At 65.8% G+C, this 20,232-nt stretch carries 16 protein-coding genes and 1 pseudogene; 8 read left to right on the plus strand and 9 right to left on the minus strand.

Annotation, left to right across the window (positions count from 1 at the left end; all coding sequences use genetic code 11):
- Nucleotides 1-34: 34 nt before the first annotated feature.
- The 4 genes from L1080_RS27505 to L1080_RS27520 all read right to left on the minus strand — a co-directional run bounded on the left by L1080_RS27505 (nt 35) and on the right by L1080_RS27520 (nt 5,679).
- Nucleotides 35-2,374, minus strand: coding sequence for a CaiB/BaiF CoA-transferase family protein (locus L1080_RS27505; RefSeq protein ID WP_250766760.1), 2,340 nt, complete (start codon nt 2,372-2,374; stop codon nt 35-37).
- Between the two features lie 132 nt (nt 2,375-2,506).
- Nucleotides 2,507-3,487 (minus strand): ABC transporter substrate-binding protein, encoded by a 981-nt coding sequence (locus tag L1080_RS27510; RefSeq protein WP_250766763.1) that lies wholly within the window; start codon nt 3,485-3,487, stop codon nt 2,507-2,509.
- A gap of 31 nt (nt 3,488-3,518) precedes the next feature.
- On the minus strand, nt 3,519-4,310 hold the full coding sequence (locus tag L1080_RS27515; protein WP_250766766.1) for an enoyl-CoA hydratase/isomerase family protein: 792 nt from the start codon (nt 4,308-4,310) through the stop codon (nt 3,519-3,521).
- Between the two features lie 343 nt (nt 4,311-4,653).
- Nucleotides 4,654-5,679 carry a LacI family DNA-binding transcriptional regulator gene (locus L1080_RS27520; RefSeq protein WP_250766769.1) on the minus strand — a complete coding sequence of 342 codons (1,026 nt, stop codon included), beginning with the start codon at nt 5,677-5,679 and terminating at the stop codon, nt 4,654-4,656.
- Nucleotides 5,680-5,846: 167 nt separating this feature from the next.
- Here L1080_RS27520 and L1080_RS27525 point away from each other — a divergent pair, with 167 nt between their 5' ends.
- Both L1080_RS27525 and L1080_RS27530 read left to right on the plus strand, forming a co-directional pair.
- Entirely contained in the window at nt 5,847-6,785 is a 939-nt protein-coding gene (locus L1080_RS27525) for a dihydrodipicolinate synthase family protein (protein ID WP_250766772.1), read from the plus strand.
- Between the two features lie 342 nt (nt 6,786-7,127).
- The gene (locus L1080_RS27530) at nt 7,128-8,303 is read left to right on the plus strand and encodes an Nramp family divalent metal transporter (RefSeq protein WP_109335472.1); all 1,176 of its coding nucleotides are present in this window, start codon (nt 7,128-7,130) and stop codon (nt 8,301-8,303) included.
- Between the two features lie 61 nt (nt 8,304-8,364).
- On the opposite strand, the gene L1080_RS27535 is transcribed toward L1080_RS27530, so the two are convergent.
- Entirely contained in the window at nt 8,365-9,507 is a 1,143-nt protein-coding gene (locus L1080_RS27535) for an acyl-CoA dehydrogenase family protein (RefSeq protein ID WP_250766807.1), read from the minus strand.
- A gap of 102 nt (nt 9,508-9,609) precedes the next feature.
- On the opposite strand from L1080_RS27535, the gene L1080_RS27540 reads away from it, so the two are divergent.
- A complete protein-coding gene (locus L1080_RS27540; RefSeq protein ID WP_250766809.1) occupies nt 9,610-10,194 on the plus strand; it encodes a TetR/AcrR family transcriptional regulator in 585 nt (194 codons plus the stop codon).
- Between the two features lie 82 nt (nt 10,195-10,276).
- Here the strand turns inward: L1080_RS27540 and L1080_RS27545 are convergent.
- A pseudogene (locus L1080_RS27545) lies at nt 10,277-11,221 on the minus strand (peptidase associated/transthyretin-like domain-containing protein).
- A gap of 123 nt (nt 11,222-11,344) precedes the next feature.
- The gene (locus L1080_RS27550) at nt 11,345-12,700 is read right to left on the minus strand and encodes an MCE family protein (protein WP_250766812.1); all 1,356 of its coding nucleotides are present in this window, start codon (nt 12,698-12,700) and stop codon (nt 11,345-11,347) included.
- A gap of 291 nt (nt 12,701-12,991) precedes the next feature.
- Here L1080_RS27550 and L1080_RS27555 point away from each other — a divergent pair, with 291 nt between their 5' ends.
- The 5 genes from L1080_RS27555 (at nt 12,992) to L1080_RS27575 (ending at nt 17,626) form a co-directional block, all read left to right on the plus strand.
- Complete coding sequence (locus tag L1080_RS27555; RefSeq protein WP_250766815.1) at nt 12,992-15,205, plus strand: protein kinase domain-containing protein; 2,214 nt, start codon at nt 12,992-12,994, stop codon at nt 15,203-15,205.
- Between the two features lie 82 nt (nt 15,206-15,287).
- Nucleotides 15,288-15,449 carry a hypothetical protein gene (locus L1080_RS27560; protein ID WP_250766818.1) on the plus strand — a complete coding sequence of 54 codons (162 nt, stop codon included), beginning with the start codon at nt 15,288-15,290 and terminating at the stop codon, nt 15,447-15,449.
- Between the two features lie 131 nt (nt 15,450-15,580).
- On the plus strand, nt 15,581-16,192 hold the full coding sequence (locus L1080_RS27565; RefSeq protein WP_250766821.1) for a hypothetical protein: 612 nt from the start codon (nt 15,581-15,583) through the stop codon (nt 16,190-16,192).
- 8 nt (nt 16,193-16,200) lie between these two features.
- Complete coding sequence (locus tag L1080_RS27570) at nt 16,201-16,797, plus strand: DinB family protein (protein WP_250766824.1); 597 nt, start codon at nt 16,201-16,203, stop codon at nt 16,795-16,797.
- A 55-nt stretch (nt 16,798-16,852) separates the two neighbouring features.
- Entirely contained in the window at nt 16,853-17,626 is a 774-nt protein-coding gene (locus L1080_RS27575; protein ID WP_250766833.1) for an MBL fold metallo-hydrolase, read from the plus strand.
- Between the two features lie 17 nt (nt 17,627-17,643).
- Here L1080_RS27575 and L1080_RS27580 read toward each other — a convergent pair whose 3' ends face one another.
- The gene (locus L1080_RS27580) at nt 17,644-18,399 is read right to left on the minus strand and encodes an IclR family transcriptional regulator (RefSeq protein ID WP_250766836.1); all 756 of its coding nucleotides are present in this window, start codon (nt 18,397-18,399) and stop codon (nt 17,644-17,646) included.
- A complete protein-coding gene (locus L1080_RS27585; RefSeq protein WP_250766838.1) occupies nt 18,396-19,853 on the minus strand; it encodes an APC family permease in 1,458 nt (485 codons plus the stop codon). Before L1080_RS27585 ends, L1080_RS27580 begins: the two co-directional genes overlap by 4 nt.
- Between the last annotated feature and the right edge of the window lie 379 nt (nt 19,854-20,232).

Consider the following 20,232-nt stretch of genomic DNA (forward strand, 5'->3'; position numbering starts at 1 on the left):
TTGTCGAGTGGAAAGCCGGATCGAAGTGACCGACTCAGGTGAGAACCGAGTCGGCTCGCAGCCGCGACACGGCCTCCGCGGAGTAGCCGGTGACCTCGCGGAGTACGGCATCGGTGTCCGCGCCCAGCACCGGCGCCGGCCGCCGGATCGTGACGGCTTTCCCGACGCGGATCGGAGCGCCCTGGTGGAGAAAGGTTCCCGCACGGGGATGGGCGGCGGGCACGTAATAACCGCGGGCACGCAGGTGAGCATCGGCTTCGACGAGGTCCCGCCCGTTCTGTACGGTCCCGGCGGGAACACCCGCGTGCTGGAGCTGCTCGGTGACGAGATCGGCCGGTAGCGGCAACGTCCAGGCCGTGATCGCCGCCGCGATGTCGGCCTCGTGCGCCCGTCGCCCACCGGGTGTGCGGAAACGCTCGTCCGTCGCCCATTCCGGGCGGCCGATCACCGCGCACAAGCGAGTCCAGTCCGCGTCGTCACGAACGGTGATCGCGCACCAGCGGTCGGGTCCGAGGCAGCGGAAGACGCCGTGGGGAGACATGTCGGGATGGGCGTTGCCGAGCGGAACCGGGCGTTGTCCGGCGCCCGTCGCCTGCACCACACTGGTGCCCATGTGTGATGCCATCGCCTCGAGCTGGGAGAGATCGATGTGCTGACCGCGACCGGTGCGTTCTCGGTGCTCGAGGGCGCCGAGAACGGCTGCGGCGCCGTGTAATCCTGCGACTATGTCGCCATGACCGTAGATCACTCCGACGACGTCATCGGAGCTCCATCCTGTGAGAGCGGTCAGTCCAGTGGCGGCGGAGACGATGTCCGCGTAGGTGACCCAGTCGCGTCGCGGTCCGGTGTGGCCGGTCCCCGACATGGACACGTACACGATGTCCGGGCGTAGGGAGCGCAGCCGTTCGTACCCGAAGCCCATCTTCTCCATCACCGAGGAACTGAAGTTTTCGACCACCACGTCGGACTGCGCCACGAGGTCGGCGAGCACGGCCAGCCCTGCCTCGGAACGAGTGTCCAGGGTGATGCTGCGCTTGTTCCTGTTGACGTCGTTGAAGTACCCGCTGGTGTTCGGGTCGTCGTGTGGCCCGCGGGACAGGTGCATGAACGGCGCGAACCGGGTGGGGTCCGGTCGGCCCGAAGACTCGACCTTGATGACGTCGGCGCCGTGGTCCGCCAGGATCTGAGTGCAGTAGGGACCGGCGAGAACCCAGGTGAGGTCCAGGACGCGGACGCCCGACAGGGGGAGCAGGTCCGGTTCTGACTCGGCCGCGGTCGGTTCGCGACGTTCCGGTTCCGACTCGTCGAGGAGGAACTGGTGCGCACCGATCGGCGGAACCGGCAGAGCCTGGGTCCTCGCTCCTTCCAGGAAGGGGAAGGAGAAGCCCAGATCCCGCACGGTGGTCCCTGCCTCGTCGACGTCGACGAAGAAGTCGCGTTCTCGGAGTTGGGGATTCGACAACAGTTCGTCCGGCCGGACGACGGCAGACCACGGCAGCTTGCGTTGCTGCGCCGCCTGCGCGAAGTCCTCCTTCGGCCACTTGTCCAGGAAACGCTGCAGCACGGCGAAGATGTGGTCCTGGTGCGCTTTACGCTCGATGGGGTCAGCCCATTTCGGTTCGTCCAGATCCTCCTGGGCGCCCTCCTCGACCAACCAGGAGACCAGTGCATCCCACATCCGGGGACTTCCGCCGAGCCCTCCACCGACGTATCCGTCGGCGGCCCGGAACAGGCCGTGCGGCACCAGCGGGTGCACCCGGCCGGGGCGGTCGGGGACGCGATCCTCATGGAGATAGGCGAGGGCGCCGGCCTCCAGCCCGGCCGCCACGCATTCCTGTGCGGAGACGTCGATCTGGGGGACCGGTCCTCGACGCCGCGTCCGGAGACCGAGCAACACCGCGATCGCGGCGTTCACTCCTGCGAGTTGTTCAGCCTGGCCCTGAGGAAGAGACAGCGGGGGCCCATCGGGTTCACCCACCTGGGCGAGCATCCCGCCGAGGGCCGCGAGCGTCAGGTCGGTGGCGCACCACTGCCGTCGCGGACCTTCGAGGCCGAAGGGTGTGACTCGGACGTGCACCGGGCCCGGTGCCGGCTCGATCGGCTCCTCGCCGACGGCGCTGCTATCGAGATAGACGTCCGATCCGGCCACCAGTCGCGCCAGTTCCGCACGGCCCGCGGTTGTTTCGAGGTCGATAGCAACGGACTTCTTCCCGGCGTGCCAGTGTGAAAATGCGTGTCCGTCGAGTTCCCGTCGCGTCGGATCGCCCTCCGGCGGTTCGACCAGAATGACCTCGTATCCCAATCCGACCAGGATGCGGCCGGCGAATCGGCTCAGCGGGCTGGACAACTCCACTACGCGAATTGCGCTTTCCACCAGAAGAACTCCGTTTCATTGTTTCCAGCGGGCGGCCGCCCGTTCACTGAAACCGAACCTACGTCGCGGTCCCGTACCAGTGAATCGATCTGTTCTGCTGACCGAACCGGACGGGCGTTTCGTCGTCGGGCGTCAGGCCGGGGGCTGGTTCAGGTGGTCTGTGACCCACCCGCGGAGCAGAACGCTCGAGGTGTCGACTTCTCCGGTGATCTTGCCCTGGCCCCGGAAGAAGGTGACCAGTTGATGTGCTCGGGCCACGTCGTCGTCCGTGAAGTCGCGCGCTCCGAAATCGATCTGGGAGACGGTACGACGGGCAGCGGCGGGATCCATCTGGATCGAGTCGGAGATCGCCCTCGCAGCCCGGTCGGGGTCCGAATCGGCGATCGCAGCTGCCTCGGCGATCACGTCGAACACCCGGGCCGCGATGTCCTCGTTCGCCGACAACCACGAATCGGACGCCAGAATCCACTGTGAATACTTGGCACCGAAGTCACCGGTCGTCGCGGCGACACGACCACCGTTCGCCACGGCCTGCTCCACCCACGGATCGAACGAGAGGAACCCGTCGATGTCACCGCGGGTCAGCAGCGCCGGCTGCTCGGGTGGACTGGTGTTCACCAGCTTGACCGAGGCCGGATCTCGACCGAGGCTCCGCAGATACAAGTCGGTGAAGTAGAGACCGATACCGGGGAACACACCCATCGTTTCGATGTCCTCGGGCGCCACACCCTCGCGGAGGACCACCTGGAAATAGCGGTCGGAATCCTCGAACACACCGAGCGCGCGCAGCGACGGATTCGCGGCCATCACGGTCAGCGCGGTGGAGTCGGCGTTGCCGGACAACTCCGAGGTCCCTGCCACGACATTCTGCGCGCCGGCAGCGCCGCCTTCGGTTTGCATCACCTGAACGTCCAGTCCGGCGTCGTCGAACATGCCCTCGGCATCGGCGAGGAAAATCGGCGCGTACGACGGGTCGACGCCGACGGAGATGCGGATGAGCCCGCTCCCCTGCGCTGCTTCGGTCGCGGGCCGCGTACAGGACGTCGAGGCGACGGTGAGAGCGGCCAGTGCCGCGACGGCGAGAAACGTTCGCCGTCCGATCGAATGTGTCATGAGCATCCTTCGAGTGAGGTGGCGAGCAAGGTCAGCGGCCAGTGAAATGCGGCGGCCTCTTATCGAGGAAAGCCTGTAGACCCTCGGCGGCGTCGGCCGTGCGGATGAGCTCGAGGACGCCTGCAAACTCCGCGTCCAATGCTTGATCGAGTGGAAGTGTTCGCCCCGCTTCGACCACCCGCTTGAGGAGGCCGATTGCGGCCGTCGGTCTTGCCGCCCACTCTGCAGCGAGACGGTTTATCCGCGCGTCGAACTCGTCGTCGGCTACTACCTCGTCCACCAAACCGATTTGCCGGGCCTCCTCTGCGGACAGGCGCCGACCCTCCATCATGAGGAGCTTTGCTCGATGCGCGCCGAGCAAGCGGGGCAAGCGCTGACTGCCGCCCGCCCCGGGAAACAGTCCGAGGCCGATTTCCGGGAACCCGATCGACGCCGACGCCGCCATCACCCGCACGTCACAGGCCAGGGACAACTCCGCTCCGCCGCCGAGTGCGTGCCCGTTGAGGGCTGCCAACACCGGTTTCGGAGCGGTCTCGAGAACCTGCTGCACTTCGATCCAGGGCCGCATCGCGTGCTGCGTCTCCTCCGACAGTTCACGCATCACTCGGATGTCGGCGCCGGCCACGAAGAAGCGTCCCGTTCCGCGCAGCACGATGCACCGCACGTCGGGGTCAGCCGCCAACGGTTTCAGGGTGTCGAGCAACTCCGCGATCAAAGCAGGGTCGAACGCGTTGGCCGGCGGTCGCTCGATGCGCACGACCGCCACGGAGTCGGCCACATCGGCATGTACCGACGTTGCGAGCGGAGGGAAGGAAGGCGTCATCTGTACTCCAGGGTCGGTCGGCTGGGACTGAGGATTCGAGTATCAGTACGCGCACGCCCCGGCACACCTCCAGCGGTTCGGTAGGCGAACCCGCGGTAGAAAACAGTGACCGCGCATGCGAAGCAGTCCGTTCCGACGGGATTTGTTTGAGTGGAGGGCAACGCGGCCATCATGACCGGATGGTTGACTCGGTAGGCGAACGAGCTCGTCGACCGACTGGGACCGGGGCGCCGGACGACGCGCCCTTAAGTCGTTAATCAGCGGGTCGCACAACCAGTTACCGGGTTGGTCGAGATCCGCCACCGTCCGAAACCTGCGACGCGGATCCTCCAGCGCCGTTCAGTTAGGTGATTTTGTGCGGTCCTGAGGAGCGTCGCGGGATCAGGGTGGGCAGAGCACGCCGGATCGGATCGCTGCTCGCTGCGGGAGAGAACAACAGATCGAGGGCAGTGGCGGCGATCTGGTCGAATGGGGTGCGCACCGAAGTCAGGGGAACCGGCAGTCGCTGCGCGAGTGGGATGTCGTTGTAACCGACCAGGGCCAGATCCTCACCGACAGACAGCGACCGTTGGTGCGCTGCGGCCATGACTCCGAGGGCGAGGTTGTCGTTCGCGGCGAAGACGGCTGTCGGACGAGTCGAGGAGGCGAAGAGCCGACGTCCGGCTTCCTCGCCGCTCTCGATTCCGAATCCGGACTCGACGATCCAGTCCGGATCGAGGGTGATCCCCGCTTCGCGAACGGCTTTCATCGCGCCGGCGAGGCGCCCGGTGGCGGTCGAGGTGAACAGCGGGCCGGACAGCACCGCGATGTCGGTGTGCCCCAAGTCGATCAGGTGCCGGGTGGCGAGGTACCCACCGGCCTCGTCGTCGCCGATCGAGGACGGGCTGACGCCGTCGGTGCGTAACACCAGCGCGTGCGGCACGCCTTGCTCTCTCAGTTGCCGTGGAAGGGGGTCTTCGCGGCGGCTGGAGGCGATGATCAGGCCGTCGACATTGCGACCGAGGAGAGTCTGCGCCGCCTGTTGCTCGTCGGCGGGGTCGTCCCCGGTGGTCGCTACGACGGTGAAGTAACCGAGCCGATGTGCAGCCCTCCCGATCGCCTCGAACATCAGCGCCATGACCGTGTCGCTGAGCCGCGGCACCAGCACCCCGATGGTGGCGGTGTGGCCGCGCCGGAGGCTGGAGGCGAAGGTGTTGCGCCGGTAGCCGAGTTGATCGGCGACCGCGCGGACGCGTTCGGCCGTCGCCGATCGTGACGGCGGCACCCGGTCGTCGAGCACGCGGCTCACCGTCGAGGTGCTTACCCCCGCGGCCTCCGCGACCTCACGGAGAGTCACTACCCGGTTCTTGCCGTGTGCGTTCGCTTCCACAATCTTCCTGTCTACCGCCCCGGCGCCGCCGCGACCCACGGTGACGTCCCGTTCACATCGCCACGGTCACGTGACGCTTGACACAATCGCCGATTCTACTGCACGATGAAATCGTTCACGGGAACGTTCCCGGGAACGTTTGCAAAACGTCGATCGGAAAGAGAATCATGAGCACACTCGACCTTCGCGGACTCACCCCGGCGCCGGTAACACCCTTCACCCGTGACGGCGACGTCGACTACGACGCCATCGCGCGCCTCGGCTCGTGGCTCGGCAGTGTCGACGGCGTCAAGGGCCTGGTCGTGCTCGGCCACGCCGGTGAGGGAACCTTCCTCACCCAGGACGAGCAGGTTCGCGTCATCGCCGCTTTCAAGGACTCCGTGGACGGCCGGCTGCCCATCATCGCCGGCATCACCGGCGAAGGGACCGCCGTCTCCGTGGAAGAAGCGCGCCGTGCGGTCGACGCCGGTGCTTCCGCCGGCCTGGTCTACCCCTCCCATGGGTGGTTGCGGTTCGGCTACCAGGAGGGTGCACCGCAGGATCGCTACAAGTCGATCTATGAAGGGTCGGGCTTGCCGTTGATCCTGTTCCAGTACCCGGACGTCACCAAGGCCACGTACAACCTGGACACCCAGCTCGAGATTGCCGCTCAGCCGGGCGTGTTCGCCACCAAGAACGGGGTGCGGAACATGCGCCGGTGGGACCGTGAGATTCCGGTCCTGCGCCGCGAGAACCCCGACCTGCAGATTCTGAGCTGCCACGACGAGTACCTGCTGCACACGGTGTTCGACGTCGACGGCCTGCTGGTCGGCTACGGCGGCCTCGCTCCCGAGCCGCTGGTCGAGCTGATCGCAGCCGGGAAGGCCAAGGATTACCCCGCGGCCCGGGCGATCCACGACCGCCTGCTGCCGGTGACGGCCAATGTCTATCACCGCGGCTCGCACATGGAGGGCACCGTCGCGCTCAAGGAAGGTCTGGTGGCACGCGGCATCCTCGAGCACGCCACCGTCCGACCGCCGCTGCTTCCCTTGGCCGAGGGTGCCGGTGCCGAGATCGCCGCGGCCCTGCAGTCGGCCGGCTTGTCCGCGGTCACCGTTCCCGCCTGACCCAGCCACCCGTCGGACCAGTTCCCGGGCATTTCCCGGAATCTGCCGAGCGCATTCCCGCCGGCCCGGCCCGGATGTTCCGGGCCGGGCAGCGCCCCCCAGTAGCCCCCGGCCCGCCGCGGCCGTAGGTCGCCGTAGCTTCCCTTCGAGCCGGCGGCGCCGGCCACACGTCAGCGCCACACACCGCATCGGCGGTTCGAACACCAGAAAGTAGGCTCACACATGAGTCAGCAATCTCGTACGTCAGTCGAATCGGCCGGAGGCGATGCTGTGGTCGCGGACACTCCTCGACCACCCGCCGGCTCACCCCGGGCGCAACGCACCTGGGTCCGCACCCTGGCGATGGCGGGGCCCGCGTTCATCGCCGGCGCGTGGCAGTTCGGTCCCGGCAACCTCGCCAGCGCCGTCCAGGCCGGCAGCGAATACAGCTATTCCCTGATCTGGGTCATCGCCCTCTCGACCGTTTTCATGCTCGTCTACGCGGACATGAGCGTTCGACTCGGTATCCGCACGCCGGTGTCCATGATCAGCTCGGTGAAAGACGTGCTGGGTCGCCGTGTCGGCGTCGCCGCCGGAGTCGGCGTCTTCATCATCACCCTGTGTTTCTCGGTCGGTAACGCCGTCGGTTCCGGACTGGGTCTGTCCATGGTCTTCGGTGGGTCCCCGCTCATCTGGTCCGCGGTCTGTACCACCTTCGTCGGCCTGATCTTGTTGTTCCGCAACGTCTACCGCACCGTCGAACGAGTCCTGCTGGTGATAGTCGCGCTGCTGGCGGCCACCTTCGTCATCAGCGCCGTCATCGCCCAGCCCGACTGGTTCCAGGCCGTGAACGGGCTCGTCCCCTCCATCCCGCCCGGCGGACAACTCCTCGTCGTCGCCCTGGTCGGCACCAACTTCTCGCTCAACGCCGCCTTCTTCACCTCGTACGGCACACACGAACGAAAGCGCACCGCGGCCGAATACCGGCAGACCACCATCGCCGATACCGTCCCGGGCATCGTGGCACCGGGCATCATGACTTCGCTCGTCATCATCGTCGCGGCCGCCGTCCTCGGACGGGCAGACACCGAAGCAACCACTCTCGCCGGCCTGGCAAAGATTTTCGAACCACTCGCCGGCCCCGTCGGGTCGACGATCTTCGCCCTCGGCCTGTCCGGGGCCGCGTTCTCCGCGATGGTTGCCAACGCCACCGCCGGCGGCACCATGCTCTCGGACGCGCTCGACAAAGGACCCTCGCCCAGCACGCTGACGGCCAAACGCACCAGCGCCGTAATCCTCGCCTTCGGTCTCGTCATCACGATCCTGTTCACGAAGTCGCCGGTCCAGCTCATCATCGTCGCTCAGGCGCTGACTGTCCTGATCGCACCGTTCCTCGGGTTCCTGCTCTTCGTGATGAGCAACAACTCCCAGCTGATGGGGAACCTCCGCAACACCTGGTGGAAGAACGTCATCGGGGCGCTCGGTTTCGTCTCGATCCTGTCCCTGTCCGGCCTGCTGATTTACGAACTGCTCAGCTGAAACAGGCAAGACGACGGGTCGGCACACCACACGGTGCGCCGACCCGCCTCTGGTGAAGTAGTCAGTTGCCGGCGAGGGTGCGGCTGATCACCAATCGTTGAATCTGGTTGGTGCCCTCGAAGATCTGGGTGATCTTCGCTTCCCGCATGTACCGCTCGACGCGGAAGTCGCGGGTGTAGCCGTAGCCGCCGAGCACCTGGACGGCGTCGGTGGTGACCTTCATGGCCGCGTCGGTGGCGACGAGTTTGGCCACCGACGCGTTGCGGGAGTACGGCAGGCCGGCATCACGGCGGCGCGCTGCGTCGATGTACGTGGCGCGCGCAGAGTCGACTGCGGCGACCATGTCGGCGAGCAGGAACCCCAGCCCCTGGTGGTCGATGATCTTCTTGCCGAATGCCGACCGTTCCTTGGCATAGCTCACGGCTTCGTCGAGCGCGGCCTGGGCGAGACCGACAGCGACGGCGGCGATACCGAGGCGCCCGGAATCGAGTGCACTGAAGGCGATCTGCAGACCCTGTCCCTCCGCGCCGATCCGCCGTTCGACCGGGACGAAGGCGTCGTCGTAGTGGGCCGACGTCGTGGGTACCGCGTGCAGGCCCATCTTCTCCTCGGGCTTGCCGAAGGAGAGCCCCTCGGTGCCCTTCGGCACCAGGAAGCAGGAAATGCCCTTCGACCCCTCGCCGGTGCGGGCGAAAAGATTGTAGAAATCGGCAATGCCGCCGTGGGTGATCCACGCCTTCGCGCCGTTCACCACATATCCGCCATCGGTCGCGGCGGCCTTGCACGCCAGCGCGGCAGCATCCGATCCGGCTTGCGGCTCCGACAGGCTGTACGCGCCGATGGTGTTACCGCCCAGCATGTCGGGAAGCCACTGCTGCTTCTGCTCGTCGGTGCCGAAGGCCATCAGTGGATGGCAGGCGAGGCTGTGGACGCTGACCGCCACCGCCACCGCCGCCCACCGGGCGGCAATTTCCTCGAGAACCTGTAGGTACACCTCGTAGGGCTGTCCGCCGCCGCCCCACTCCTCCGGATACGGCAGGCTCAGCAGTCCGGCCTCACCGAGGGTGGCGAAGACCCCTTCGGGATACGTTTCGGACTTTTCGTGCTCGTCGACGATCGGCGCCAGGACCTTGTCGGCGACATCGCGCGTGAGCTGAATCAGGTCACGAGCTTCGTCGGTGGGCAGCAAACGATCGACGGCCACGAAATTTCTCCTCGAGAAGACGACAGAAACAGTACTGAGCTACGGCTCACAGTACTGATGGCAAAGTAGTACTGCAAGGGCCGCGCCAGTACTATCCGGTGTATGGAGCAGATCACCCGACCGGGATTCGCGACGCGACGGCGCACCCAGCTCTTCGACGCGCTGGTCGACCTCTTCCTGGCCGAGGGGTTCGCCCATCTGACTCTCGACGAGATCGCCGCGCGGCTGCGGTGCTCCAAATCCACCCTCTACACCCTCGCCGACAGCAAGGAGCAGCTCGTCCGGGAGGCCACGGTGCACTTCTTCCGCCGCGCCACCGAGGACGTCGAGTCGCACATCGCAGGAATTTTCGGGCCTCGAGAGCGGATCAGCGCCTACCTGTCCGCGGTCGGCACCGCACTTACGGCCGCGTCCGACCAGTTCATGGCCGACCTCGACGCCTTCCCGCCGGCCCGCGAGGTCTATGAGCAGAACACACAGATCGCGGCCGGGCGCGTCAAGGCTTTGATCGACGACGGTGTGGCCGGCGGAGACTTCCGCGACGTCCATGCCGCGTTCGCCGCCGATCTCGTGACCACCATGATGGTGCGCATTCAGCAACGCGGGGTCCGCGACAGTACCGGCCTTGACGACGCCCACGCTTACCGCGAACTCGCCGCCATCCTCACCGCAGGAATCAGTGCCTGAACAGTTCGTCGCACCCTGGATCGGGAACGGTGCACAGGGTCGAACTACCTGCACCTCAGTGGCATTCGTTCGGACCCCGGACCTACCGGCCGCGAGAACCCATCGGGGGTTGCCGGCCACCCGGACCACCGGCCGGCGGGGTAGCGGGAGCGGACTCGGTGTTCGCCGACTTCTCCGCGACACCGATCGTGATGGAAACCGTCACTCCACCGGCGGGTTCACCCGTCACGGTCGCCAACTCGGCGTCCCAACCGTCACCGAAGACGTTGTCCGATTGCAGAGACACGTCCGACAAGTTGCTCACGCTCTTCGCTTACCCGGTGTCGTAGGCGAAGACTTTCTCGCACGCGTCCTGCGGTATCGCGATCTGCGAGGTCAACCGCGGATCCTCTCCCGCCACCGCGGCTTCCAGGGAGTCGAACACTTCGAAATGAATATGTGGCCAGCGTCCCGAGTAGCAGGCCGGGAAAATGGACGTGAACGACACGGCTCCGGCAGAGTCGGCCACCTGGACGCCGCGCAGATAGTTCTGCCTGGTGATGTCCTGGCCATAGAGGGAGTACTCACCGTCCCGGTCACAATGCCATAGATAGACGGCCATGCTCGTCCCGGCCGCGCAGTCGTTCGACAAATCCTGCAGTGATAATTCGATGGTCGTCGGGACGCCCTCCGCGGTGCCCGAGTACGACCCGAAGCTGCTGCGGATGTCCTGACGCACCACGCCCGACTCGATCAGAACGTTAGGCCCGTTGGAACCGTCACCCGGGTAAGGCCCGGCTGTTTCCTGCGGCGCCGCTGCCACACAGGTGCCGTCGGTGGCGACGGTCGACGACGCTGCCTCTTCACTCGACGCGGACGTCGCAGTGATTGTCGATCCGGAGGACGAACACGCGGCGAGTGCAGACGCGCCCGCCGCTCCGAGCACGAACAAGGCGCGGCGGCGCGACAGCATCGTCCTCAGGTCGTGGGTGAGTCCGCGGTCGTGTTCGTGCGCGTCCGCGGAGTGATGGCGTGCGTTGTCGGTCATGAGCCCTCCATAGCTGCTTCCGTGTGAGGTCCATGCAAACAGCGGCACGTGCAGACAACCTCGAGGTGAGCTGCGAGATCGCTGTATGTCTGTTCTCGGCCCGCGCAGCGGCCCTGACCGTCGTCATTCGAAGGTCACCTCGGTCCCCCTGATGGTCGGCGCGCCGACGAGTGTCGTCCAGCTCGGCACGTCTTCCGGCGCAATTCCCCCGGCCTCGCCGTAGACGACGTCCAACGTGTCCTGCTCCATCTTCGAACCCGCGTAACTGGCGGGCGCGACCTCGGCTCCCCATCCCGGAACCTGATCCGGGACACCGGCCGGCGCGGGAAAGTATTCGATGCTCGGGGGGCCGGGATTCCGCGTGGGCACCTGGTAGGAGCCGTCGTTGAACGATCCACCCGGGTACTGCGGGAACTTGCCGCCGGGTGCGGTGACGTTGTCGTAGCAGGCGGGTCCGCGATCGTCGAGCAGGCGCGGCTCGTCCTGGTTGGGCAGGTAGCGACCCTTCGGGTTGATGAACTGAACAGTCCCTCGACCGCCTGGATTGGGATCGTCCAGCGCGAGTAGCTCACGGGCGATCGGTGCGGCCTTCACGAAGTCCGCCAAGGTGCAACCGAAGCTCGGAGAGTAACGGCCGAGGAGTTGCAGTGCTTCACGCGAATCGGCGGCGATCATGACGATGTTCTGGGCGTTGGTGTGCAGAAGGTCCGCGGTGGACGAACTCGTTCCGATGAGCCCCGAGAGAAGCCGCGAGATCTCACTTTGTTTCTCGACGACCGTGTTCCCCGTCGTGCGCAGGTTGTCGAGCGCGTTGACCAGGTCCGGTGCCGCCTCCGAATACGTCTGCGAGAAGTCCGCGATACCCCGCAGGTCTTCCTGAATCGCAGGAAGTTCCGTGTTGAGTCCGGCGAAGATCTCCTCGAGCCGGTCGAGCGTCAGACCGAGTTCGGCGCCGCGCCCACTGAGTCCCTGCGACAGTGCGCCGAGCGTGTTCGCCAGGTCCTGCGGCGGGATCGCCTGCAGCAGCGGCAGCAAGCCGTCGAGGACCTCGCCGATCTCGACGGCGTTCCCGCTCTTGTCCTGCTCGAGAACGTCACCGGCCTGGATCGGCGGAGCCGTGTCCCCCTCCGGCACGATCAGCGATACGTACCGTTCGCCGAACAGGGTCTTGGGCAGCAATCGCGCCGTCGCGTTGGACGGAATGAGCTCGGCCTTGTCCGGCTGAATGGCCAGATCCAAGGTGACCTCACCCTCCTTGGTGGAGGCCGACCGCACCTCTCCGACGATCAGGCCACGCACCTTGACGTCCGCATTGGGCGGGAGCGCATTTCCGACGGTGTCGGTGACGAGCCCGATCTTGACCACCTTGGTGAACGTCTTGTCGAACATGCCGATCGTGACGGCCAGGAACAGAGCCAGGACAAGGAAGAACACCAGGCCCAGTACGCGGCGGCCCACGACCGATGTCGTGCTTCTCATTTCGACAACCCTCACGATCGCCGTCGGTGGTCGACGGCGGAGACTGTGTCAGCAGTGCCCACGCCTTGATCTATCGTGCCTCGTAGCGGGCGGCTCTGGTGCCGCATCGGAGCAGTTGCCGACAAATACTCGAACGCGGTCGATCCCCTTTTTGCGCCCATACGCTCGTATCGGAGCGATACCCTTGAACGGGAGACTCGGCGGAAGGACACAATGTGGGGCGACAACGAAATAAGGCCACAGCGCGCGTAGCCGCTGTGTGATGGCCTCGAGCGGCACTCCGAGCTACCGATGTACGAGCCGACCGATCTGGTCGAATCAGCTGAACGAACCCGCACAGCGCTTGCCACCGTGGTGGCACAATTTTCGGAGGCTTGGGGGTCCGGGTCCCCACCTGACCTGTCCGCCTACTTACCCCGTGAACCGGCCGAACGGCGATCGATACTGATCGAATTGATCAAGATCGACCTCGAATACCGCTGGGTCCGGCACGACTTCCCCAAACGACTGACCGACTACCGCGCGGAGTTCGCGGAGCTGCAAGATGGTCCGCTTCCTGCCGAGCTGGTCTACGAAGAATTCCACGCCCTCCGCCGAAGTTCGCACGGAGTGGACGCGGCCACCATGGCCGCTGAGGCCGCCACCATGGCGGGAAACCCTGAGCTCGACGAGTACACGAGTGACTACCGCAGCACGATGATCGCTCGTCCACGGGCGCAAGTTGTTCTCGGCAACATCGACGTCGGCGACCGCGTCGACGACTTCGACCTCCTGATGAGGATCGGGGCAGGCGCCTTCGCGCAGGTGTATCTCGCTCGGCAGCAATCGATGCAGCGACTGGTTGCGGTCAAGATTTCCCACAACCACGGCATCGAGCCGCAAACTCTCGCCCAGCTGGATCACGAATACATCGTGCGGATCTTCGACCAGCGACTCATTGCGGACGGCGAATTGAAGCTCCTCTACATGCAGTATCTCCCGGGGGGAACGCTGCTCGACGTCGTGCATCTACTACGCGCGACTCCTCCGGAGCACCGCAGTGGTCAATTACTGCTCGATGCCGTCGACGGGGTCCTTGCCGCCAAGGGCGAGGTTCGGCCCAGCGAATCTGCCGTTCGCGGCCGGGCTGCCTCACTGACGTGGCCGGAAACAGTCGCCTGGTTGGGCCGTCGACTCGCGGACGCGCTTCAGCATGCATCGGAACGAGGGGTATTGCACCGAGACATCAAACCGGCGAACGTGCTGCTGAGCGCCGAGGGGATCCCGAAGTTGGCCGACTTCAATGTCAGTTCCAGCAAACGCATCAAGGGCACAAGTCCGCTGGCGTACTTCGGCGGGTCGTTGGCGTACATGTCGCCCGAACAGCTCGAAGCTTGCCATCCGGGCTCGCCGGCGACCGCCGCCGACCTCGACACACGAAGTGACATCTTCGCGCTCGCCGTGATGTTGTGGGAGTTGCTGACGGGACGCCGCCCATTCGCCGACGCGACGTCCGCCGGTGAGTCGGAGACGTCCCTCGCCCGCATGCTGGAACTGCGGCGCAGGCCCGTCGAGTCGAGGTTCCTGTCGGAGCTTCCGCCGGACTGCCCCGTGGCGCTCCGCAGAGTGCTTCTGAAGTGTCTGTCGCCCGATCGTGAGGACCGCTACCCGTGCGGTTCGGAATTGGCACAGCAACTCGACCTGTGCCTGGAGGAGAGGTCCCGCGACCTGGTCTATCCGCCTCCGAACAGTTGGCGGGCACGCCTTTCGCGATGGCCCACTCCCGTCCTGTGGTCGTCTTCGCTGGTCGGAATCGGCCTGGCGACGATCTATCTGGCTGTGCACCTCCAGGAACTGCTCGACGATCGCCTGTCCGATGCCACCTATTCGAAGCTCTACACGAGCACTGTGATTTTCAACCTCTGTGCCTGGCCGCTTGCCGTACTCATCTACGCGTACATGTCACGCGATTTGCTCGCGGTTCCTCGCGGCTTGCGTAAGGGCAGACGCTACGACGAGGCCGTCCTCGAGCGAGTGCGGTCGCGAACACTCGTCTGGGGTGACTTGTGTGCGCTGAACACGTTCGTGTTCGCCATCTGCGCCTCGGTGGCGGGGGTGATGCTTCTTCGCTGGTTCACCGACCTTCCGGCCCGGCTGATGGTCCATGCGGCGACGACTGTTCTGGTGTCGGGCACCATCTCCGTTGCGTACACCTTCTTTCTGTCGACGTTTTACGTCGTCCGCTGTGTTTATCCCATCTATCTGCGCCACGGCGTCACGACCGCGCACGACGCCGTCGTGCTACACGGGCTGCGTCGGAGAACGACTGTCTATCTGGCAGTGACGGCATCGGTGCCCCTCGTCGGGGTGTTGGCCGGATTCAGCACCCTCGAACCCGCGGAGCTTCCGCTCGTGCGCGATTCGGTCCTCGGTTTGTGCGCGGCCTCCGGGTTGGCATTCGTCGCGGTGTACTGGTTGTACAGGAAGCTGGATGCCGACGTGCGCGCGTTGGAGCGGGTCGTCTAGCGCATCAGCTGCGGCCGTGGACTATCAGTCCCGCCCGTGCCACGGTGGAAGAGCATCGATTTCTCTCAGAAAGCGCAGCGCCATGGAAAATACAGCCGAATCCGGTCCCGCCTCCTCGGAGTGCCCCGACTGCCACGCCCTCACCGCCAACCTCGAGGCACACAAACACTGGCACTCCCGGCTCGTCCACGACATCGCCACCGCCGTCGACAAAGACATCGACAGGCGAACACACACTTCGTAACCCGAGGTAACCGTTCTCGGCGACACCGAACGGATCCCACGAGGGGGATTGAGCATTCCGCCCAATCCGACTCATGGCGGGTGCTAACTTAGCCTTGCCTTGTTCCGCTACGGTGCCCTGAGGAGGACCCGATGGGACGGATGCCTCGCACGTTCATGACCCTTGCTGCCGTCGGCGCAGTGACGCTCGCTTCTGCCTGCGGTGACAGCGGCACCGACTCCGCCGATGCGACTGCTGGTCCGAGCGCCTCAGCCGCAGCGGAGGCCGTGCCGGCCGGCGTGGCAGAGCAGTACGAGACCCTCGAGGAAGAGATCGCCGCCGAGGGTGGTGAGACGGATTCCGGGGCGTGGCGGGTGGCGTACATCGTCGAGCCGGCCGAGCCGTGGTACGAGGCGGACGGTCCCGGTCAGCGTTTCCGTGAGCCGGCGCCCGGAGAAACGCACCACATCGAGATCATCCCGTTCGAGGCAGCAACCGGCCGGATCGTGCCGAATGTGCCGATCACGCTCGAGGTGGTGGCCGCCGACGGTCGAGTGGTGGAGACGAAGCCGCTGAATTTCTATTACAGCACCTTCTACCACTATGCCAACAACTTCTCGGTCCCGGATCCGGGGCGCTACACCCTGCGGGCAGCGCTCGGTGTCCCGACCTTCTTCCGGCACGCCGAAGCCGGAGAGGCCCCACCGATGGCGGAGGGTGTGACCGTCGAGTTCCCGGATGTGGAACTAGCACAGGAGAACTGAGCATTCCGATGCACTCACTCGACTCGTCGTACGAACTGGGTGATCAGCTGAGCTGGCACTGGCAGCAGCAGTTGCGAAGCAGGCTGGCGGGGCTGAGTGACGACGAATACTTCTGGGAGCCGGTACCCGACTGCTGGAGTGTGCGCCCGCGCGGTACTTCGCACGCGCCCGTGCAGGCCGGCAGCGGAGCCTTCACGATCGAATTCGCCTTTCCTGCACCTGATCCGCCACCGGTCACCACCATCGCGTGGCGTCTCGGCCACATCATCGTCGGCGTCTTCGGAGCTCGTATCGGCAGTCACTTCGGGGGTCGTCCGGTCGACTACCAGAGCTTCGACTACGCCGGTACGGCTGCGGAGGCGCTCGACCAACTCGACGAGATGTACGACTTGTGGGTGCGAGGAGTCGCGAGCCTGACAGATGATGCCCTTGCCCGTCCCTGTGGTCCCAGTGAGGGGCCGTTCGCGGATCGTTCGATGGCGGCCCTCGTGTTGCACGTGAACCGGGAAGTCATCCATCACGGCGCCGAGATCGCTTTGCTCCGCGATCTGTACCTGCGTAAGGCAGCAGTCACTTCCGACGCGGAGGCGGAAGTCGAGCCGTGATGGGGTGTTCGTCGGCTGCTAGCGTGGAAGGTCGCGACGTGCTGAGGGGGATCCTGTGCCGAGTCCTACTGTGGTCGAGGTCGAACAGAATGTGTTCTGTGTGACCGGTACCGACGTCAATTGGGTCCTGTTGCGAGAGGGCACGGACCTGACGCTGATCGACGCGGGTTACCCCGCCGACGTTCCTGCCGTGGAAGAATCCATTCGTTCCATCGGTCGCCGGCCGGAGGATGTTCGCGCAATCCTCCTGACACACGCGCACATCGATCACATCGGAGCGATCAACCACTTCCGCGACAAGTACGGAACACCCGTGTACATGTCCGCGGTGGAGACATCACACGCCAAGCGGGAGTACCTCGAACAGGCGGGTGAGATGGACGTCGTCAAGAACATCTGGCGGCCCGGAATGTTGCGGTGGTCCCTGCGCATCGCCCGGGCGGGCGCGACACGTCACGTCACCGTGCCCCATGCCGCCGAGTTCCCCGCCGCGGGTGCTCTCGACCTTCCCGGCACCCCTCTCCCGGTGGCAACCACCGGCCACACGTCCGGGCACACGTCGTACTACCTACCGTCCGTCGGCGCGGTGGCGACCGGGGACAGCCTCGTGACGGGGCACCCCACTTCCCGCACAGTGGGTCCGCAGCTGCTGCTCCCGATGTTCCATCACTCCCAGGAGGAGGCCCTTGCGTCGCTCGACGCCCTGGCCACCCTCGACGCGGATCTGCTCATTCCGGGTCACGGCCGAACACAGCGCACCCCGATCCGCGACGCCGTCGCTACGGTTCGCGAGCGAGCCGCCGGCAAGAACGGGTCCGCCCGCACCTGAACGAATTTCCATCCGGGTCAGGCGATGAACTGTCCGAGCCGGCCGGCCTGTTCCTGCAGCGTCGGGACGTGCCTCAGCATCAGGTGGTGGTGATCGACGTGCCCGGACAGCGCGATGCTCGCTATGAGCGCGCCCGTATCGGATCGGATGGGGACGGCGATGCAGGCCGACGCGTCCCGGAGTTCGGCGAGTTGGGTGGCGAAGCCCTGGCTCCGGATCAGGTCCAGATTCGCGAGCAGCTCGCTCCTCGCGACGATCGTACGGGCTGTCAGCGACCGTGGCTCCCAACGGGGAATCACGGATTCGAGTTCCGACTTCTCCGCGAGGAGGAGCTTGCCGACCGCGCACGCGTAAAGGTGCTGGTTGAGAAACGACTCGTCCTCCGGCGGCGGGTATTCGGGGTCGGCGTCGGCCGTGCGGACGGCGACGTTGGTGTAGAAGAACAGGTGGACCCCGAAGCGCACCGACAGTCGCAGTTCGGCGAGAGCCTCACGCGCCGCCGCACATACGGTGGGCACGACGGCCGCGTCGACGAGGATCCCGACCTTCTGTCCGAGCGCGAACCCGGACAGGTCGGGGAGCCGCACCACATAACCTTCGCCCACGAGGATGTTGAGCAGTCGGTACGTCGTCGCCGACGGCATCGACAGGCGGGCGGCGATGTCTTTCGCTGTGACACCCGAGCCGGCCCGGGCCACCTCCTCGAGCACCCGCAGTGCGCTGGTGACGGCCTTCGGCTGACGCCCCGACAGGGCTCTGTCGTCGGCACTCATCGGCGGACCTCCCACGGTCGGTACCGCCCCAGCAGGTCTTCGGCCACGGCCTCGTCGTACACACCCATCCGTTCTTCGATTCCGGGGGACCGACGCGCGCGGATCGCGAAGACCGCGGCGCCGACAAGCATCAGAAACAGGTAGACGACGGTCGCCGCGCCCGCGACATATGTCCGCGAGAACGCCGCCCACCCGACCAGTGCGACCATCGCGGTCGCCGTCAGCACGCCGACGAGCACGGGAAGTCGAGTCAGTTCGCCGATCCGCCGGAGGAACGCCGGCGTCGCGACACACAGCAGGACGTACGCGAGGACGTAGCCGTGGGCGGACACGGCGAGGAGTCCGATCAGGACGTCGCGGCTCGAACCGCTGACGAACAGGTAGAAGACGGGCACCGCGACGACGACCGGCATCGTGGCCGTCAACGCCACATGCGGAGTATGGAACCGGTGGTGCGTCCGGCCGAACACGTTCGGAACCACCCCTTCGCGGCCCATCGCGAACAGGGTGCGCGACAGCGCCGTCGTCGAACCGAGGACGCACGCGAACCACGAGGCGCTGATACCGAGTTCCATGACGATCGACAGCGTCGACGAACCTGCGCCCGAGGTGTCGGGCAACGTGAGGACGATCGGCAGCGAGTCGACTCCCTGCCGCACCGGCTCCGGCAACTGCAGGGCGGCCGCGAACACGTACAAAATACCCAGGGCGATCGGTGTCCACCGGATGGCGCGGGGAACGGCGACGAACGGGTTGCGGGCTTCCCGCGCCACCGTGCCCGCGCTTTCGAATCCGACGAACGACGTGATCGCGAGCAGTAAGGCGAACCCGACCGCGGAACCTGATTTCGCGCCGCCCGCGGATGGGGTCGCGCCCTCGCGGACCGATTGCACGAACGCGACCACCAACGCGGCGGAGGCGGCCACGATCGCGAAGACCTCGATGGCGAGCATGATCCGCGCCGACAATTGCACGCCCCGGACCATGAGGAGAAGGGCGAGTAGTCCGACGATCGCCGCGAGGACCGCGATGAGGGGCGACCCCGCTGGAAGCCCGACTCGGCCGAGTAGCGCGGCGAGGTAACTCGCGGCACCGAGCGTGCTCGCCATGGCCGCGGCCGCGTAACCGACGAGCAGTGACCAGCCTCCGCCGAAACCGGGCACCGCCCCGAGTCCCTTCACGATGTAGCTGTAGAGACCGCTGACGGCCACCATCCGGGTGGCGAACTGTCCGATGCAGTAGCCGACCGCCGTCATCAGAATCGCCGCCGCGACGAACACCGCAATGGTCGCCCGGCCCGCGTCGGGTATGACGAGAGCAGGCAGCGTGACCATCACAGCTGACGGTGCCACCGCGGAAACGGACTGCCCGAGCACCTGGACGAAACTCAGACGCGCCCGCTCGAGACCGGCGACCGGTGATCTACTTCTGATTCTCGGTGTACCGGACACCATGCACCTGCTCTCTACACTTTCCGGCCGGCCCCGAGCGAGTGATCAACCCGGGGCTGCATGAGTGCACGCTAGCGCAGGAGACGAGCGCGATGCTCCGATCGGAATTAATTTTCGATCACCTCGAATGAGAATGGCCGGAGAATGTGCTCCCGATTCCGGGGGCCGCGTCGGCACATACCGTGGATCAGCTGCACCGACCCGAAAAGCCGGAATGAGAATCGGCGCAGCCGTGGCCGAAAATGTCGAATGAGAATGCCGCAGTCGCTGATTCCCATCCGGATTTAGTAGTGACTGACGACACATTCGGGGCTTATCGTGGGTTCGGGCCGCAGCACGACGAAGCGATAACTACTGCCAAAAGTGTTCTGCAGAAGCCGGA

The sequence above is a fragment of the Rhodococcus sp. MSC1_016 genome (genome assembly GCF_023667485.2).
GTDB classification, from domain to species: Bacteria; Actinomycetota; Actinomycetes; order Mycobacteriales; family Mycobacteriaceae; genus Rhodococcus_F; species Rhodococcus_F oxybenzonivorans.

Coding starts and splice junctions, on each gene's coding strand:
- L1080_RS27530 (WP_109335472.1), top strand. CDS start 7,128: ATGGCGGGGCCCGCGTTCATCGCCGGCGCGTGGCAGTTCGGTCCCGGC.
- L1080_RS27510 (WP_250766763.1), bottom strand. CDS start 3,487: ATGACACATTCGATCGGACGGCGAACGTTTCTCGCCGTCGCGGCACTG.
- L1080_RS27540 (WP_250766809.1), top strand. CDS start 9,610: ATGGAGCAGATCACCCGACCGGGATTCGCGACGCGACGGCGCACCCAG.
- L1080_RS27580 (WP_250766836.1), bottom strand. CDS start 18,399: ATGAGTGCCGACGACAGAGCCCTGTCGGGGCGTCAGCCGAAGGCCGTC.
- L1080_RS27525 (WP_250766772.1), top strand. CDS start 5,847: ATGAGCACACTCGACCTTCGCGGACTCACCCCGGCGCCGGTAACACCC.
- L1080_RS27555 (WP_250766815.1), top strand. CDS start 12,992: ATGTACGAGCCGACCGATCTGGTCGAATCAGCTGAACGAACCCGCACA.
- L1080_RS27550 (WP_250766812.1), bottom strand. CDS start 12,700: ATGAGAAGCACGACATCGGTCGTGGGCCGCCGCGTACTGGGCCTGGTG.
- L1080_RS27570 (WP_250766824.1), top strand. CDS start 16,201: ATGCACTCACTCGACTCGTCGTACGAACTGGGTGATCAGCTGAGCTGG.
- L1080_RS27585 (WP_250766838.1), bottom strand. CDS start 19,853: ATGGTGTCCGGTACACCGAGAATCAGAAGTAGATCACCGGTCGCCGGT.
- L1080_RS27565 (WP_250766821.1), top strand. CDS start 15,581: ATGGGACGGATGCCTCGCACGTTCATGACCCTTGCTGCCGTCGGCGCA.
- L1080_RS27515 (WP_250766766.1), bottom strand. CDS start 4,310: ATGACGCCTTCCTTCCCTCCGCTCGCAACGTCGGTACATGCCGATGTG.
- L1080_RS27560 (WP_250766818.1), top strand. CDS start 15,288: ATGGAAAATACAGCCGAATCCGGTCCCGCCTCCTCGGAGTGCCCCGAC.